This is a genomic window from Lignipirellula cremea, from assembly GCF_056501455.1.
In genome coordinates, this window is record NZ_CM151415.1 from 6,101,855 (window position 1) to 6,119,078 (window position 17,224).

Sequence of the window (17,224 nt, forward strand, 5' to 3'; positions counted from 1 at the left end):
CGACGTTGCAACCTGATGACGAAGCCCTCCGTTCTGGCGATCGCCGCCCATCCTGACGATATCGAAATGCTCATGGCCGGGACGCTGCTGCGTCTGGCCGAGCAGGGGTGGGAGTTGCACTACTGCAACCTCGCCAACGGCTGCAACGGCACGACGCAGTTCGATCGCGAGACGATCATCCGCATGCGCGAAGAGGAGGGACGCGCCGCCGCGGAGGCGATGGGGGCGACGTTTCATCCCTCGATCTGCGACGACCTGGGGATCTTCTACAACGACGCGCTGCTGCGGAAGGTCGCGGCCATCGTGCGCCAGGCGCAGCCCCGCATCGTGCTGACGCATGCGCCGGTCGACTACATGGAAGACCACATGAACGCCTGCCGGCTGGCGCTGACCGCGGCGTTCGCGCGAGGGATGCCGAACTTCGTCACCGATCCGCCCGAGGCGCCCTTCTCCGCGCCGGTCGCCGTCTATCACGCCCAGCCCTATACGCATCGCGACCCGCTGGGCCGCGTCGTGCACCCCGGCCTCTACGTCGACGTGACCGACGTCGTCGAACGGAAGGTCGAACTGCTCGCCCTGCATAAGTCGCAGAAGGACTGGCTCGACGAGAGTCAGGGTCTCGACTCGTATTTACAGACGCTCCGCGACCTCGACGCCGAGTGCGGTCGCATGTCGACGCTGTTCCGTTTCGCCGAAGGCTGGCGGCGTCATAACCCCATGGGCTACGGCCCCGAAGACGACGACCCGCTTCTAGAAGCGTTGCCCGAGCGGGCCTTTCCTGCGCCGAAGCAGGAGCATCAGGCATTCTGATGCGTAGGTCAGGCATTGCCTGACGACGCGGAAGAAACGTTCGGAGCGAAGAGAGCGGGACGTGGGAACGTTTCGCCGGATACGCGGGAACGCGACGAAAACCTGTGCCGCGAAGGCGCCCCGAAATAGCCGTCAGGCGATGCCTGACCTACGCGAGAAGCATGGATCGACGCGGACGAACCGGCTAGCATGAACCGGCGAATCGCGTGCTTCTCCCCCGCTCTCCCCGAGGTTCATCATGCTGCGACGTCGCGAGTTCCTCTCCCTCGCCGCCGCGGGCGGAACGCTGGCCGCCCTCTCGCCCCTCGCGTACGCCGCGCCGACGAACAAGCCCCGCCGGGTCGGCCTCATCGGCTGCGGCTGGTACGGCAAGGTCGACCTGCTCAGGCTCATCCAGGTCGAGCCGGTCGAGGTGGTCAGCCTGTGCGACGTCGACTCGGTCATGCTCGACGGCGCGGCGGAAATCGTCGCCAGCCGGCAGGTCTCCAAGAAGCAGCCGCGGAAGTACGGCGACTGGCGGAAGATGCTGGCCGAGAAGGATCTCGACATCGTCCTCGTCGGCACGCCCGATCACTGGCACGCGCTGCCGACGATCGCCGCGATTCAGAACGGCGTCGACGTCTACGTGCAGAAGCCCGTCGGCGTGGACGTGATCGAGGGGGAAGCCATGCTCGCCGCGGCGCGAAAACATAAGCGCGTCGTGCAGGTCGGCACCCAGCGCCGCAGCACGCCCCACCTGATCGACGCGCGGGACAAGATCATCCGCGAAGGCCTGCTCGGCACGATCGGTCACGTCGAAATCTGCTGCTACTACCACATGCGGCTGAAGGGCGCTCCGCCGAACGAGGCGCCCCCCGAGACGCTCGACTACGAGATGTGGACCGGCCCCGCGCCGATGCGACCCTTCAACCCCAAGCTCCATCCGCGAAGCTGGCGCGGATTCATGGCGTACGGCAACGGCATCGTCGGCGACATGTGCGTCCACATGCTCGACATGGTGCGGTGGTCGCTCGACCTGGGCTGGCCGAACAGCGTCTCCTCGACCGGCGGCATCCTCGTCGACAAGCAGAGCATCGCCGACATTAGCGATACCCAGGCGGCGACGTTCGACTTCGACGGATTGCCCGTCGTCTGGCAGCATCGCAGTTGGGGCGCCGCGCCCGATCCGCAGTATCCCTGGGCCGCGTTCATTCACGGCGACAAGGGGACGCTGAAGATGAGCGTCAACAGCTTCGACTTCATCCCCCACGGCAGCGGCAATCCGATCCGTCAGGACGTCGTCATGGAGCTCGAAGAGTATCCGGAGGACAAGACCGAGAAGGATCTGGAGAAGCACGTCGCCCCCGCCGTTCGCAAGCACATGCGCGACTTCCTGGGCGCGATCGATAACCGCTCGAAGCCCGTCGCCGACATCGAGCAGGGGCATATCTCGTCCGCGAGCTGCATCCTGGCCAACCTGTCGGTCGACCTGGGGCGTTCGCTCGCCTACGACCCCGCGACGCGGACGATCCCGGGCGACGAAGAGGCGACCGCCGCGCTCGCCCGGGCCTATCGCGCCCCGTGGACCCATCCCACGCCGGAGGCGGTCTGATGAGGAACGCTGCCGGGAAGACGCTTCGTGCGATCGGCCTATCTGCGATCTGCCTCTGCGCGGTCGCTCTGTCGCTTCGGTCGGTCGTCGCTCAGGAACAGCCGCCCGCTGCTCCGAGAAATTCCTTCGACGTCCTCGTCTACGGCGGCACGCCCGCCGGCATCGCCGCGGCGGTGCAGGCGGCGCGACATGAATCAGCAAGGGGCGAGGTCACGAGGGGCGCAGCGAAGGTCATTCTGATCGAGCCGACCGGCCATATCGGCGGCCTGACGACCAGCGGCTTGTCGCACGTCGACTACCGCACGTACGAAGGCGTGACCGGGTTCTATCTCGAGTTCACGAAGCGGGTCGAAGCCTACTACCGCGACAAGTACGGCGAGGATTCCGAGCAGCTCGCGACCTCGCGGAAGGGAACGCACGCCGAGCCCCACGTCAACGAGCTCGTCTTCGAGGCGATGCTCGCCGAGTCGAAGTCCGTCACCGTCGTCAAGAATCTGCGATTGAAGAACGTCAGCTTCCGGCAGCTGAAGCCCGATAGCGTTCCGGCTTCTTCGAGGGAAATCGCGCTCCAGCTCGAAAGCGCCACGTTCGTCGCGCCCGACGGCAGCGAGCGGTCGATCGCCGCGGACATCTTCATCGACGCAACGTACGAAGGCGATCTGATGGCGGCGGCGGGCGTCCCCTACCGCGTCGGTCGCGAGGGCCGCGACGAGTACGGAGAAACCCTCGCGCCGGAAAAGCCCGACAGCCAGCTTCAGGCTTACAACTATCGCGCGATCATGACGAAGGTTCCCGAGAACCGCGTCGCGATCGAGATGCCTGCGAATTACAAGCGGGAGAAGTTCGCCGGCATCCTGGAGCTCTTCGCCGACCGGCGCCTGACGAAGGTCTTCGGCTATCCCAGCAAGTGCGTCTTCAAGGCGCAGATCCCGACGCTCCCCAACGGCAAGTACGACATCAACGACGTCTCGCACGGACACGTCCGGCTGTCGCTCCCGGGCGACAATCTCGCCTGGCCCGACGGCGACGAAGCGACCCGCGCGAAAATCGCCCAGCGACACCGCGACTGGCAGGTCGGCCTGCTCTATTTCCTGCAGCATGACGAGGCCGTGCCGCAGGCGATCCGCGACGAAGCTCTCTCCTGGGGCTGGGCCAGGGACGAGTTCGTCGACAACGGCCACTTCCCCTGGCAGCTCTACGTTCGCGAAGCACGACGGATGGCCCGCGCTCCCCAGTTCCAGGGTAAGCCGAACACGGTCTTCGCCCAGGAGGAATGGCACGTCTTCACCGAGCGTCACGTGCAGGCTTCGCCCGACGGCGTCCGAGCGCGGTGGGTCCCGAGCTCGATCGCGATGGGAGACTACGGACCCAACTGCCACGGCACGGCGCACGAGGGCCCCTACTTCGGCGGCAAGCACGTGGGCGAGTTCTACAAGGGCGTCGCGCCCTATCAGATCCCCTACGGCTGCATGCTCGCGCCGGAGGTCGAAAACCTGATCGTGCCGGTCGCCTGCGCTTCGTCGCACGTCGGCTTCTGCGCCCTGCGACTCGAACCGATCTGGTCGTCGATGGGCCAGGCGGCCGGCGCGGCGGCGGGGCATGCAGCGGCCAACCATTTCCGCGAAGTCACGAGAGTTCCGACGAGCAAGATCCGGGAGCGCCTGCATGCGTCAGGCGCGGCCACGATCTACGTCTCCGACGTGCTGCCGGGCGACGAACGGTTCGAAGCCGTGCAGTGGCTCGGCAGCGTCGGCGGTCTGCACGCTCGGTCCGACCAGATCGAAACCGTGCGACGGCTCGGCAAGCAGAACGGAACGCCCGCCCCCGCAGGCGAGCCGTATCCGAAAGGCTACGGTCAGCGCGGCAAGAACGAGACCGGCCAGTACTACGAGGCCTATCCCGGTCATGCCTTCGAGCCGGACGCGACCGCGGAGCATTCCGATTTCGTCCGCTGGTGGAATCTCGTGCCCCGGCGACAGGACGACTCCGAAGCCGGCTACCTGCTCGGCGAGCGCGTGAAGCGGAAGGAACTGACGCGGGGCGAACTGGCTCAGGCCCTGTACGAGTTCGGTCGTTGAATGCAGGTCGCAAGAACGCCGATTCGAACTGCGGCACACCGGCGGACGCTCTTCACTTTTCGTGACGCTGCGACATCTGCCGGCGAACCTACTTGCCGATCGGCTCGATCTTCATCTGCAGCGCCAGGACGGACCCGAATTTCAGTTCGCCCGTTCCCTCGGCCAGGGTTTCCTTCGTGATCTGAATCTGCATCTCGCCGACCAGATCGTGGGCCGCGAGGTCGATGTCATGGACAAAAATCGAGACCCGATCGCCGAGCGCGACGGGTAAGCCGCCCCCTTCCAGTCGCGCCAGCGTGGCGTCGCTCGCGGCGGCGGTGTCCGCCGCGAATCGCGCGCGGGCTTCGTTCAGCTTCGCGTCCTGCAGCGTCGCGACGGAGGCGCCGCAACGCAGAGCCTGCACCGCGCTTCTGGCGATAGCGGGCTCGAACCCGGCGGGAATCGGCCGGCCCGTCTCCTCCATTCGACGCAGCGTCGCCGCGACGTACAACTCGGCGGCGGCATTCAGCGCCTGTTCGTCATGCCTCATCAGCGTCACCTGCACGTCGGGACGCGAGTACGAACCGATCGCCGTATCCCACGGTTCGCCGTTCGACTTCGCGGCGGCGACCTCGACCAGGACGCCCCGGAGGACATGCGTCGGCTTCGCAGGCGGATCCGCCGAGCGAACGTCGACGCCCAGCGTCCCGGCGACCGAAGCGGCAACCGCGATCAGAAGACGGCGCATGGGAGTTCCTTCGAAGAGAGAGGAGGAACGGACGCGAAGAGGAGATGACGAGGCGAGACGGCGCGTTACGAGCGAACGCCGAAGTCGCCGTCGATCCGTTCGATCATACCCCCTGCGATTCCGCCGATCCAACCTGCGAGTCGGATCGATCGCGGACGCACGGGAAGCTTCAGGCCCTGCGCTCCGCCGGAGGAGCGTCCGCGACCACCAATGACGCGGCACCGGTTCCGCCTGCGTTGAATCGATCGCGCCTCGCCGGCCTCTGCAGTCGCCACTCCCCTGTGGCGCCACGCGTCAAGACACTGCCGTGAGGCCGTTAGATTCCCTCCGAGACGCGAAGGTTTCGCCGATGGAGGAAAAATAGCTGAAATGCAGGACGATGGGAATTTGAAAGTTTTTGCGATGGACCGCGTAGTCGCATTCGAGAATATCGATATATTTGATCCTGAGGCCTTTTGGAGTCTTGCTGTGCCGTTTCAGTTCACACGATTCGTAGACGTCGATTCGAGCTTCGCAGCTCGGGTGTCAATCCGCCAATCAACGGGCCAGTTGGGATTCAATGCGGGGGCCGTAAATCTCTATGGCATCGCAGGACACAGGTTTGCCGTCCTTTTCTTCGATGAGGCGGCACGCGTGGTGGGCATCAAGCTGACCCACGATCAAGAACCGGGGGTTCTTGAAATCCGCAAGGGAACAGCGAACACCTATATCCGAGCGAAGAACTTCCTAGATCGCTACCAGATCGACTACAGCAAGTCGCGGCGATTTGAACTGAAGCGGGAGGACGTGAGCGGCCTTCTCTATTTCGACGTTAGCCAGTTCGACGAGGAAGACGACGACCCCTTACCGGAAGGAGACGCTCGACAAATCGAATTGCTCTAGGGTGAACGCGAAAGGCCGCTCGCTCCACGGGGGAGCGGCGGCCCAACTTCGAGTCAGCGCGGCAAGAACTTTACCAGAGCACGAGCTGCGACTGCCTCAGCACAACAGGATTCTAAGCTCAATGAATACGTTTTCAAACCCTGAAGACGCGATCCGGGACGTTTACGGGTGGAAGGCCTACGCGGCTCACGCTGCGGATGCCATCGCTCGTCTCCCGAAGGTGGCCCAGGCGTTTCACGTCGACGTCAACAGCCTGCTTCCTCCGTCGAAGCATCTGAGTTACGAGGAATGCATTCGCATCCTCGTCAACATGCGGCGCCGCGGAGCCGGCAAGGGCGGGTTGCCTCGCAAGTTCCACTAGGCCTTCGCCTAAACACCTCACCGAGAGGCAGGGCGCTCAAGCGCCTTGCCTCTTTTCGTGTAACGAGGAGTCACTCAGGCCTCTACTTACTCACCCCGATCTGATCCCCCTTCTGCGGGCCGAGCTTCGTGATCGTGAGGGGCTCAGGACCGTTCTCGGTCATCAGGATCGTGTGCTCGAACTGGGCGGAGAGCTTGCCGTCGATCGTCCGGACGGTCCAGCCGTCCTTCTTGTCCAGCAGCGTGCCGGGCTTGCCTTCGTTGATCATCGGCTCGATCGTGAAGCAGGTGTTCGGCTCCAAGCGGTTCTCCCGGGCGTACTGGTTCACCACGTGCGGAACGTTCGGGCGCTGGTGAAACTTGCGCCCCAGGCCGTGCCCCACGTACTGCTCGACGACGGAGAAGCCTGCCTGCCGCGCGGTCGCGACGACCGCCTTGCCGACCTCGGCGATCCGGCAGCCGGGCGTGATCGCGTCGATCGCGGCCCAGAGCGCGTCGAAGCTGCACTGCGTCAGCCGCCGGGCCGTTTCGCTGACCTCGCCGATGAGGAACGTTTCCGACTGGTCGCCGTACCAGCCGTCGACGATCGACGTGACGTCGACGTTGACGATGTCCCCTTCCTGCAACGCGTACTTCCCGGGGAAGCCGTGGCAGATCACCTCGTTGACGCTGGTGCAGCAGCTATACGGATAGCCGTGGTAGCCGAGCGTCGCGGGCCGGGCGCCCCGGGCGACGGTGTAGTCGTAGACCAGCTTGTCGATCTCACCCGTCGTGAGCCCCGCCTTCATGTAGGGGCGAACGTAATCGAGCAGCGCGGCGTTGAACGCGCCGGCGGCGCGCATCGCATCGGCTTCGCCCGGGGTCAGTCCGGTCGTGGCGTTCCGTTTCAACATAGGCATGAGCGAAGGCTTTCCGGCGGCAAGGCGAATCGACCGTTGAATTATCGACAGCCTACGTCGCTCCGTCGAGTCTCCGAAAGCCGAATCCGTCGCGTCGAAGTCGCGTCCCCGCCGGTACTTGCGCACCTCGCCAGAGACCTGTTCGCCATTAGTCCCGTCGCGCGATCGACTTGGGGAAAACGGGCCTTCGACGGGAAGGCGCCGACGCGAGTCGGCCCGGACGGAGGAATTTTTTCGGCTGCGCGTCAGCGGGCGCCGCGATGCAACTGCGGAGCGAGCCACAGTCCCCAGTCGGAGCCCGTTCCGTCGGCGGTCGGCGAGACGAGCAGTTCCAGCGTTTTCACCCCCCGCAGATCGACGTCGAAGTCGCGCCCCTCGTTCGCTTCGACGACCGGAGATTTCCACAACTCCCGCCCGTCGCCGCGGATCGTGAACTCGACGGTCCCTTCATGTCCCGCGGCCAGACCGACGCGGCCGTCGAGCCGCTCCCAGGCGCCGCCCAGCGAATAGACATGCCGGGCCGGCGCGTGGGCGTAGATGCCCGAGGCGTAGAACGCGCCGCCCGATTCGATCGCCCGGGAGTCCTCCGGCACGCGGTCGAACGCCGGGCGCCCCCATCCGACCTCGGACACATCGGGGCGGAATCGCGTCAGGTCGATCGAAGCCGCGTCGCCCGAGTATTCCGCCGGCGTCTCCGTCGGACGCGTCGCCTCGGTCAGTCGGGCCGCAATCGCTGCCGCCTGGGGGAGTTCGATCTTCGAGGCGATCGCCTGGGCCTCGCTCCGATCGTCGGCGTTCAGCGCGGCGATCACCGGCGCGAGCGCCTGCCGGATCTGGATCGTCGTCAGGTCGGGCGTTCCGTCTTCGGCGACGTCGTAGGAAAACCGCATCCGAGAAAGCGTGGCCCCGTCCGGCACGGCGCCGTCGGCATGCAGCGGCACGAGGCGCAGCATCCCCTTCTTCCCTCGCGCCAGATCGTCCGCGCGAAGTTGAAATCGCCCGTCCGCATCAGGAACCGCCGACGTCACCGCGGCATCGTAGTCGCCCCCTCCGTCCGGATCGAAGTAGGCGACCACGCCGTAGATCGGCGGCGAACCGGCGACCTTGCCCGCGACGACGATGGCTGAACCGTCGGCATCGATTTCGACCTCGTCGAGCGTCGCCTGCGCCCGTGTCGCCTCCTTCGCGGCCAGTCCGCTGAACATCGGATGCGAGGCCAGGCGCAGCGCATGGGCGAACGTCAGGAAGCTCCCCTTCCCTTCGTCGCGCAGCTCGTCGCCGTAGGTGCGGTTGCCCGAGCCCATCAGAGCCGTCCCGAGTTCTTTCTCCGCGCCGGTCTCGCGACAGTGCGGCAGGCCGAACGCGTGCCCCAGTTCATGGGCCATGCCGCCGATGAAGATCGAATTGTGACGCCCCAGCGAGATCCGCCCGTACTGGGCGTCGCGGAGCATCGGCTCGTTCTTGTCGAGATGGACTGTATCGAGCTCGGGCGAATCGAGCTGCCACGCCGTCCCCCGGCGGAAATCGCCTCCCGCGTAGTAAGGCGAATGGTGGGAGAAGCGCAGTTGCTCCTGGTCCCAGTTCGCCAGGTTGCAGAAGATGGCGATCGTCTCGCGATCGGCGTCGATGCCCGCTTCGCGGAGAACCCGCAGGCACTCCCGGCGGATGTCGCTGCCCGATTCGTTGGCGTACTCCTTCTCCGGATCGTCGCCGCGGACCTCGTGGATACGGACCAGACCCGCGTCGTCGAGCTCCAACTGGTACGGCGCCTGTTCGAAGCCGTTGCGTTGCATCTCCCGCGCGTAGAACGCCTGAATATGGAGCAGCATGCGGCTCAGCCGGGCCTGGTGATCGGCGGGGAACTCTCGATCCGACGGCGTCCAGCAGACGATGTGCAGGTACCGTTCGACCGGCTCGGCCTGCTCCTTCCGCCAGTCGTCGAGGATCGCGTTCGCGGCCCTGGACTGCGACTCGCGGCCTTCGAGATCGACTGCGTAGGAGGCGACGGGAAACAGCAGCAAACAGGCCAGCGACAGAATCGAACGCTTCACCGATGCTCCAGACTTCGAACCGAGCGCGAACCACGGGACCGCCCCTTCGCGGCCCGTCGCTCTCTGCAGAATAGCCGAGCGCGCGCCGCATCAGGCGAGCGCCGACCGAAAGCGGGGAATCGCCCCAAGAAGGAAGAAGTCCTCGCGCGGCTTACTTCGGCGCGGACTTCTTCTCCGCTTCGATCCTCGGCCAGTCCTTGAGCGTCAGGACGTTCTTGAGGAAGCGTGCGTTGTCGCTTTGTTGCGATTCCGGATCGTCTCGGCGGGGATAGCCGAGGGGCTCCTTGATCCAACCCGCCCAGAGCGATTGCCCCAGAACGACGATCTCTCCGTCGCCTAGTTCGGCCCAGGCGGCGTACGACCGATCTTGCAAGTCAGGCGCCGCGATCAGGCTCTTCGCGCGAAGGGGATCGACGATCTGAATCGGCGAGGCCCGACGATGGACGATCACTTCGACGCCCTCGAGCGCAGGATGTTCGGCCAAGTAGTCGTCTTGAATGATCTGCTTCGCGGCGTTGCCGGCATTCTCCGAATCTTCCATTCGCAGACCGACCGAATCCAGCAACTGATTGGCGCCGTCGACCGAGCCCCTGAAGAAGTAATTTGCGGCGACGACGATGCGTCCGCCGTCGCGGGCGAACTGCAAAAGCGACTCGACGTCGCGCGGGCTGAGTTTCAGCAGATTTTCCGGGCCGACGATGACCACGTCGTACCCGTCGAGCGTCTCCGGCCTGAACCGAAAGCCGCCTTGGGCGTTCCGATACGTCGGATCGAGATCGGTCTCTTTCACTAATTCGCGCCAGCGCTCGAAGTCCGCGAAGTCGCCCGCGTACCGATCGAAAGGCGAGTCGGGAATCAGGACTTTTCGCGAGTCCTTCGAGGGCTCGACCACTTCGACGCGAACCGGAACGGATGCCTGCTTATCGCCGACGACGACCGTCGCATCAGATTCGGAAACGCCCAACTGATCCGTCGCAATCTTCAAGTAAACCGCTGCGACGACGCGATCGTTCCCCGGACCGAATTGCTGGCGATAAAGACGCGTGCTGCTGACGGTGGCGAACGGCGGCGGATAGACCTGCAAGGGCACGCCGTCCGTCCATGTCCCTTCGAAAAAGAAGTTAACGCTCCCTTCGACAGTCGCCCCCACGCGGACCTGACCGAAGTCGAGCCGATCCGGCGTCGAGGTCCCCTCCTTCGGCTCAGCCCATGCCGAAGCCGCGCCGGAAAGCGCCGCGAGAGCGAACGCGAGCTGGAGCGTCGTCAGGAATCGAACACGACGAACTGCGAACATCGAAATCTCTCCTTGTAATGGGCTGAGGGATCCATCGACGAACCCGCCGCGACGCGGCGCCGTCCGCGTCCAGCGCTCAGGGAGAGAGAGCGAACGTTCGGCGTTCTACGACCTCGACTACGCAGGCGTCAGCGAATTCGTTCGCCAAGCTACGAAGCTCCGACCGCCATGCCTCTCTATAACCCCGCGACCGTCGAGCCGAAGCGGCAGCGCTTTCGAGAGGAGAACGCGACGTTCGCAGGCGGTCCAGTCGAAAGACTTTATGTCCGGGACCGATTCGCCCTCTCCGCCGACGGCGATCCATGCGATGCCTACTTGCGATCGCGCAACGTGATGACGTTCTCGAAGAAGCGGGCGTTATCGCAATTCTCCGGAAGTTCGTGACGCGACTTGAGCGGCTCGTACGGCATCTCGATCCATGAGTTCCACCCGGACTGTCCGATCGCGACGACGTCGCCTTCGCCGATCCGTCCGATCGCGAGGTAACCCTGGTTCTCGAAGTCGGGCGCGCTGGCGAGCAGCTGCCCACGCAGCGAGTCGATCACCGAGATCGGCGAGGCCCGGAAAAGCTGAACCGTCGCGACGTCTTTCAACAGCGGGTGCGGGCTCAACCTGTCGCCCTCCAACTCGTATATCGGCGCGACCTGACTTTCGACGTCGTCCATCCTCAGGCCGGCAGCCTGCAGAATGTCGTTCGCGCCGGCTACCGATTCGCGAACTGCGTACTGAGCGCCGAGGACGACGCGCCCCCCGTTCTCCGCATAGGCGATTGCCGCCGCCGCGTCGCTTTTGTGAAGGCTAATCAGTTCGATTCCATCCAGCACGATGACGCTATAGATCGACAGATCGTGTTGCCCGATCCTCGACCCGCCCGGCGTTGACCAGTAGTCGGGATCCAGGTCGTTCTCGATCACCATCCGACGCCAGACGTCATTCGATGGATACTCCTGCGAGAAGGGGGAATCGACGACGAGCACGCGATTCCGTACGGGCGACGGTTCCGCGACTTCGATGCGGATCGGAACGCTCGCCTTGAATTCGCCGACGACCACGGCCAGGTCGCCTTCGTGCGTACCGACGACGGTAGTGTTCACGTCGAAGTTCACCCGCAACGACACGCGAAGACTGCGGGGATTGCCCGGATAGTGGTAAAGAGCCGTGAACCGCACGTTCACGAAGTCGGGCGGAGAAACCTGGACTGCCAGTCCGTCGACGGATTCGCCTTCGAAGGCGAACGTCGCGTACGTTTGAGCGATCGAGCCTGTACGAACGCGCCCGAAATCGATCCGTTCGGGGAAGATTCGCTGCTCGACCTGAGCGCGCTCGACGCCGAACGTCGGCTTCGCGAAGTCCACCATCAGGACGCACGATGAAACGACCGCTGCCGCTCCGACGAGTCCGAAACGCTTCCTGCCCATACCATCCTCCCTGGCGAGAACCCGAAAGCCGATTCAGTCCGAATTTAATGCGCTAAGCGTGTACGTCGTCGACGCTCGAGTAGTTCCGGACGAGCTTCGGCGTAAGCTCGTCTGACCGAATTAAGGCGTTGACTCGGCGGTCTCTTGATCGGAAGTTCCCCCTGCCCTTCCTCGCGTCAGCCCGACGGTGACGAAGTTCTTCATCATCGCCGGATTGTCGAGCGACCGGGATCGCTCGCTGCCCATCCAGCCCCATGCGCCTGGCTGGGTCACGACGATCAGTTCCCCCGCGCCGATCTTCCCGACGGCGACGAGTCCCTGCTGACCGTTCGACGGATCGAGGACCAGCAGCTTCGCTTTGGTCGCATCCGTGATCGATAGGGGGCTCGGGTTCGTGAACGAGAGGCTACGCACGCCCTGGGTCAACGGATCCTGAGCGATGTGCGTCTCTTCGACGACGCCTCCGAACGGCAGGGCGAACACGTCGCCTGCCATCACGTTGATCCCCGCAGCCTTCAGCAGCGGTTGCGTCGTGGAAAGCATCGCCGTGAAGTTCCCGTTGACGCAGAGCAAGATACGTCCGCCCCCTTCCGCGAAGGAACGCAAGGCCTCCGTCTGCTCGTCGCTCCAGTTGGAAAGCGCCCGAAGCGACAGGATGACGACTTCGTAGTTCTTGAGGTCCAGATCCCCGGTAAGACGTCGCGGCGGGCGGACGTCCCGATACGTCGCGTCGAAATCGCCCGCGCTGATCATGTCCGTCCATGGACGAAAGGATTCCGCGGATACGCCTTGGGTAACCGGCGATTCGATCACGAGGATTCTCAAGGCCGACGCGCTCGGCTCGACGACGTTTACGGAAAACGGAACCTCGCGCGACTCGCTGCCGATCCGAACCTTGATCGAGCCGCTGCGCTTGCCGACTTCGCTGGTGTCGATCGTGAAACAGGTCTCGACGCTGCGCACCGGAGTGCGTACGCCGCTGCGGCTGAGGACCGACATGTTCGAACGGACGTCATGGAGCTTCACTCCGTCCGGCAGCGACGTCTCGACCGTCGCGTCGTCGCTTTCCGCCATCTCGACCAGCGATGTGAAGGACCCTTCGCAAGGCGTGCCGACCCGCACGGTCCCGAGATGAATCTCTTTGGGCCGATCCATCGGGAACTGCGCCAGCGCTGGCGCGACGAGCTGATTCCCCGAGAAACCGACGGCAAGAAGCAGAACCGAACGCCAGACCTGCCGCGTACCGATCGACATGCGCTGTCCCTCCGCTACGAATTCAAGAGTGCGGAGATCCGTCGGGACTTCCGCCGATTCGACTGCTGCGACGCGGGAGGGACGTCGGCTGACCGTGCCGCGTTCAGCGAACCTCAGGGCACGGCTACAATCTCAGTTTCTAACCTCGCGATTCCCGCGTCGCCAGCGAATTCGCTCGACGGACGAACAGCAGGCCAATCCCGCGCCTGCTCGTTAGATCCGTTCGCGCCTCGGCGACCTGACGATACGAAACCACTCCGCCATGCCTCTCTATAACCCCGCGACCGTCGAGCCGAAGTGGCAGCGCTTCTGGGAGGAGAACGCGACGTTCCAAACGCCGCGGCTTCCTCAAGACTCCGAAAAAGGGACGGGCGAGAAGCTGTACGTCCTCGACATGTTCCCCTACCCCAGCGGGGAGGGGCTGCACGTCGGGCATCCGGAGGGGTATACGGCGACGGATATCTACTGCCGGCACTGGCGGATGCGGGGGAAGACGGTCCTGCACCCGATGGGCTTCGACTCTTTCGGCCTGCCTGCCGAAGAGTACGCGATCAAGAACAACCAGCAGCCCCGCGGCTTCACCGAGAAGAACATCGCCACGTTCGTCCGGCAGCTCAAGAGCCTGGGCTTCAGCTACGACTGGTCGCGGCAGCTCGCGACGACCGACGTCGAATACTTCCGCTGGACGCAGTGGATCTTCCTGGTCCTGTTCGATACCTGGTTCGACGAACAGACGCAGAAGGGTCGCCCGATCGCGGAGCTCCCCATCCCCGACGACGTTCAGGCGCAGGGCGAAGCGGCGGTCGAGGCTTACCGCGACGAGCGGCGCCTGGCGTTCCAGTCCCACGCCCCGGTCAACTGGTGCCCCGACCTGGGGACGGTGCTGGCCAACGAAGAGGTGATCGACGGCAAGTCCGAGCGCGGCGGCTATCCCGTCCAGCGGATCCCGCTGCGGCAGTGGATGCTGAAAATCACCGCCTACGCCGACCGGCTGGAAAAGGATCTGGAGACCGTCGACTGGCCCGAGAGCGTCAAGGCGCTCCAGCGAAACTGGATCGGCAAATCGATCGGCGCGGAGGTCGATTTCTTCCTGCCCGGCGACGGCGGACCCGAAGCCGCGACGAAAGCGTTCGAGAGCTGGAAGGCCGCTCGGAAGCAGTCCGGCTTTCCGCGCAAGGCGGGCGACGACGCGCTCCGCGTCTACACCACGCGGCCCGATACGCTGTTCGGGGCGACCTACATGGTCCTCGCGCCGGAGCATCCGCTGGTCGATCGCCTGACGACGACGGCGCAGCGAGGCGCGGTCGAAGACTATCGCCTGAAGGCGGGCGGCAAGAGCGATCTCGAACGGACGGAACTCGCCAAGGAGAAGACCGGCGTCTACACCGGCGCCAGCGCGATCAATCCGCTGAACGGCGAGCGCATCCCGATCTGGATCGCCGACTACGTCCTGATCAGCTACGGCTCGGGCGCGATCATGGCCGTGCCCGCGCATGACGAGCGCGACTGCGAATTCGCGCTGAAGTACGACCTGGCCATCGTGCCGGTCGTGCAGCCGCCCGAGGGCTACGAACCCTCAGACACCGAGAAGGCCCTGTCGCACGATCGCGAAGGCGCGACGGCTCTGCCCTACTTCGGCGGCGAAGGCGCGGCGATTAATTCCGGCCCCTTCGACGGCATGCCGACGAAGGAGTTCAAGCCCCGCGTGGCGCAGGACCTGGAGGCCGCCGGTCTCGGTCGCGCGGCGACGAACTACAAGCTTCGCGACTGGCTCTTCAGCCGGCAGCGCTTCTGGGGCGAGCCGTTTCCGATCCTGCACGAACTGGGCGCCGACGGTCAGCCGAACGGTCGCGTGCGGGCCGTGCCCGTGGATCAGCTTCCCGTCGACCTGCCGCACCTGGACGACTTCAAGCCGCACGGACGGCCCGAGCCTCCTTTGGGCAAGTCGCCCGAGGAGTGGCTGTACGTGACGCTCGACGGTAAGCGTTATCGGCGGGAGACCAACACGATGCCGCAGTGGGCCGGATCGTGCTGGTACTACCTGCGGTTCCTCGATCCGAAGAACGACCAGGCCTTCGTCGATCCCGAGATCGAGAAGGCCTGGATGCCGGTCGACCTCTACATCGGCGGGGCGGAACACGCGGTGCTCCATCTGCTCTACGCCCGGTTCTGGCACAAGGTCCTGTTCGACCGCGGCTATCTGAGCACGCCCGAACCGTTCCGGCGCCTGATCAATCAGGGGATGATCTTGGGCGAGATGGAGTTCACCGGCTATCGCTACGGCGAACCGGCGCAGCCCCGGGCGGAAATGGGCGAGTGGATCAGCGCTCGGGACGTGACGAAGGACGAGACCGTCGGCTTCATCGACGCGAAGAAGAAGATGCCCGTCGTCGCCGTGACGCTGGAGGCCGACGAAGTCGAGAAGGCCTCCGGAGCCGACGCGTGGATCCTGAAGGCGAACCCGGAGATCCGCATCGACGCCCGGTCCTACAAGATGGCGAAGAGCCGCGGCAACGTGATCAATCCCGACGCCATCGTGCGCGAGTACGGCGCCGACAGTCTGCGGCTGTACGAGATGTTCATGGGCCCGCTGGAGGCGACCAAGCCCTGGGACATGAGCGGCGTCGGCGGCGTGCGGAAATTCCTCGATCGATCGTGGCGCCTGATCGTCGACGCCGATGCCGAGGCGATGACGCTGCATCCGTCCGTGCAGGACGTCGAACCGACGGCGGACCAGCTTCGCATCCTGCATCAGACGATCGGCAAGGTGACGTCCGACACGGAGACGCTCGCCTTCAACACGGCCATCGCGCGGATGATGGAGTTCGTGAACTACTTCACGCCGCAGACGGTGCGACCGAAGTCGGTGATGGAGTCGTTCGTGCTGCTGCTGTCGCCCTACGCCCCGCACCTGGCGGAGGAGTTATGGGCCGCGCTCGGCCATGCGCAGACGCTGGCCTACGAACCGTGGCCCGAGTTCCGCGCGGACCTCGCCGCCGAGAGCGCGGTCGAGATTCCGGTGCAGGTCAACGGCAAGACGAAGACGGTCTTAAGCCTCCCCATCGACGCCACGAAGGCGCAGATCGAAGCGGCCGCCCGCGCGGACGACAAAGTCCTCGCCGCGCTGGCCGGCAAAGAACCGACGAAGGTCATCGTCGTCGAGAAGGGGGCGACGAAGCTGGTGAGCTTCGTGGTGAAGTGAGCGACGCCTCCTGTAGTGGTTCGTCTAGCGTCCGACGTCACTCATGTGTGCCATGCCCACGTCGCGCAGCAGCGTGGGCATGTTAGGTGCGGGCGGCCCTTTGCATGCCCACCCTGCCTTCGGCGATGTGGGCATGGCACACAGAAGTCGAAGCCTGCCGTCGGACGATAGACGAGCCACTATGCCGATCGCCGCTCAGCCTCACTTCCGCGAGGTGGCTTCGAACGTGTACTCGTTGGGGCTGCTGGTGTTGACGCTGGCCGTCAGCTTCGAGTTGGTGTTGAACTGGGGGTCGACGTAGTTGATCTTCGAGATCGGCGCGGCGTCGCCGTACATTTCGACGCCCTGCTTCTCTTCGCGATAAGCCGCGATCTCGACCTTTCGCTGCCCCGCCCGGATCTCGCCCTGAAACTTGCCGTCGCGGACCGGGATCGTGTCGCGGAGGGCGTCCTGTTGCGAAACGAAGGAGATCTCGCCTTCCGCCATCGGCTTGCCGTCGAGATTGACCGTTCCGCTGACCGGGTAGACCGGCGGAGGGGGCGGTTCGCAACCGGAGAAGAGAGCGACGAGAGCCAGGCTGGCGACGATGCCGGTGAGCGCTTGGAGCCGCATAGTTCGATCGAGGAAGGATGTCGGGGTGTCGGGAAACCGTCCGGCG

At 64.8% G+C, this 17,224-nt stretch carries 13 protein-coding genes; 6 read left to right on the top strand and 7 right to left on the bottom strand.

Translation table 11 applies throughout. The annotated features are described in order from the left end of the window. Window positions 1-15: 15 nt before the first annotated feature. The 3 genes from SH602x_RS24015 (at window position 16) to SH602x_RS24025 (ending at window position 4,479) form a co-directional block, all read left to right on the top strand. Entirely contained in the window at window positions 16-810 is a 795-nt protein-coding gene (locus SH602x_RS24015; protein WP_479474671.1) for a PIG-L family deacetylase, read from the top strand. Between the two features lie 238 nt (window positions 811-1,048). Then, complete coding sequence (locus tag SH602x_RS24020; protein WP_479474672.1) at window positions 1,049-2,401, top strand: Gfo/Idh/MocA family protein; 1,353 nt, start codon at window positions 1,049-1,051, stop codon at window positions 2,399-2,401. Further along, window positions 2,401-4,479, top strand: coding sequence for an FAD-dependent oxidoreductase (locus SH602x_RS24025; protein ID WP_479474673.1), 2,079 nt, complete (start codon window positions 2,401-2,403; stop codon window positions 4,477-4,479). Before SH602x_RS24020 ends, SH602x_RS24025 begins: the two co-directional genes overlap by 1 nt. A gap of 88 nt (window positions 4,480-4,567) precedes the next feature. On the opposite strand, the gene SH602x_RS24030 is transcribed toward SH602x_RS24025, so the two are convergent. Further along, window positions 4,568-5,206: a hypothetical protein gene (locus SH602x_RS24030; protein ID WP_479474674.1), complete on the bottom strand. Its 639-nt coding sequence runs from the start codon at window positions 5,204-5,206 to the stop codon at window positions 4,568-4,570. 369 nt (window positions 5,207-5,575) lie between these two features. Here SH602x_RS24030 and SH602x_RS24035 point away from each other — a divergent pair, with 369 nt between their 5' ends. Together SH602x_RS24035 and SH602x_RS24040 are read left to right on the top strand one after the other, a co-directional pair. Further along, entirely contained in the window at window positions 5,576-6,088 is a 513-nt protein-coding gene (locus SH602x_RS24035) for a hypothetical protein (RefSeq protein WP_479474675.1), read from the top strand. A 121-nt stretch (window positions 6,089-6,209) separates the two neighbouring features. Next, window positions 6,210-6,449 carry a hypothetical protein gene (locus tag SH602x_RS24040; protein ID WP_479474676.1) on the top strand — a complete coding sequence of 80 codons (240 nt, stop codon included), beginning with the start codon at window positions 6,210-6,212 and terminating at the stop codon, window positions 6,447-6,449. Window positions 6,450-6,531: 82 nt separating this feature from the next. Here the strand turns inward: SH602x_RS24040 and map are convergent, their stop codons facing one another. The 5 genes from map to SH602x_RS24065 all read right to left on the bottom strand — a co-directional run bounded on the left by map (window position 6,532) and on the right by SH602x_RS24065 (window position 13,364). Beyond that, window positions 6,532-7,347, bottom strand: coding sequence for a type I methionyl aminopeptidase (gene map, locus SH602x_RS24045; RefSeq protein ID WP_479474677.1), 816 nt, complete (start codon window positions 7,345-7,347; stop codon window positions 6,532-6,534). Between the two features lie 245 nt (window positions 7,348-7,592). Next, window positions 7,593-9,398 carry an NPCBM/NEW2 domain-containing protein gene (locus SH602x_RS24050; RefSeq protein ID WP_479474678.1) on the bottom strand — a complete coding sequence of 602 codons (1,806 nt, stop codon included), beginning with the start codon at window positions 9,396-9,398 and terminating at the stop codon, window positions 7,593-7,595. Window positions 9,399-9,549: 151 nt separating this feature from the next. Continuing rightward, window positions 9,550-10,692 carry a DUF4350 domain-containing protein gene (locus tag SH602x_RS24055; RefSeq protein WP_479474679.1) on the bottom strand — a complete coding sequence of 381 codons (1,143 nt, stop codon included), beginning with the start codon at window positions 10,690-10,692 and terminating at the stop codon, window positions 9,550-9,552. A 311-nt stretch (window positions 10,693-11,003) separates the two neighbouring features. After that, window positions 11,004-12,110 (bottom strand): hypothetical protein, encoded by a 1,107-nt coding sequence (locus tag SH602x_RS24060; protein ID WP_479474680.1) that lies wholly within the window; start codon window positions 12,108-12,110, stop codon window positions 11,004-11,006. 120 nt (window positions 12,111-12,230) lie between these two features. Further along, on the bottom strand, window positions 12,231-13,364 hold the full coding sequence (locus SH602x_RS24065) for a hypothetical protein (RefSeq protein ID WP_479474681.1): 1,134 nt from the start codon (window positions 13,362-13,364) through the stop codon (window positions 12,231-12,233). A 262-nt stretch (window positions 13,365-13,626) separates the two neighbouring features. Between SH602x_RS24065 and leuS the strand changes: the two genes are divergently transcribed. Further along, entirely contained in the window at window positions 13,627-16,566 is a 2,940-nt protein-coding gene (gene leuS, locus SH602x_RS24070) for a leucine--tRNA ligase (RefSeq protein ID WP_479474682.1), read from the top strand. 201 nt (window positions 16,567-16,767) lie between these two features. Here the strand turns inward: leuS and SH602x_RS24075 are convergent, their stop codons facing one another. Further along, window positions 16,768-17,178 carry a hypothetical protein gene (locus SH602x_RS24075; RefSeq protein WP_479474683.1) on the bottom strand — a complete coding sequence of 137 codons (411 nt, stop codon included), beginning with the start codon at window positions 17,176-17,178 and terminating at the stop codon, window positions 16,768-16,770. Window positions 17,179-17,224: the final 46 nt, after the last annotated feature.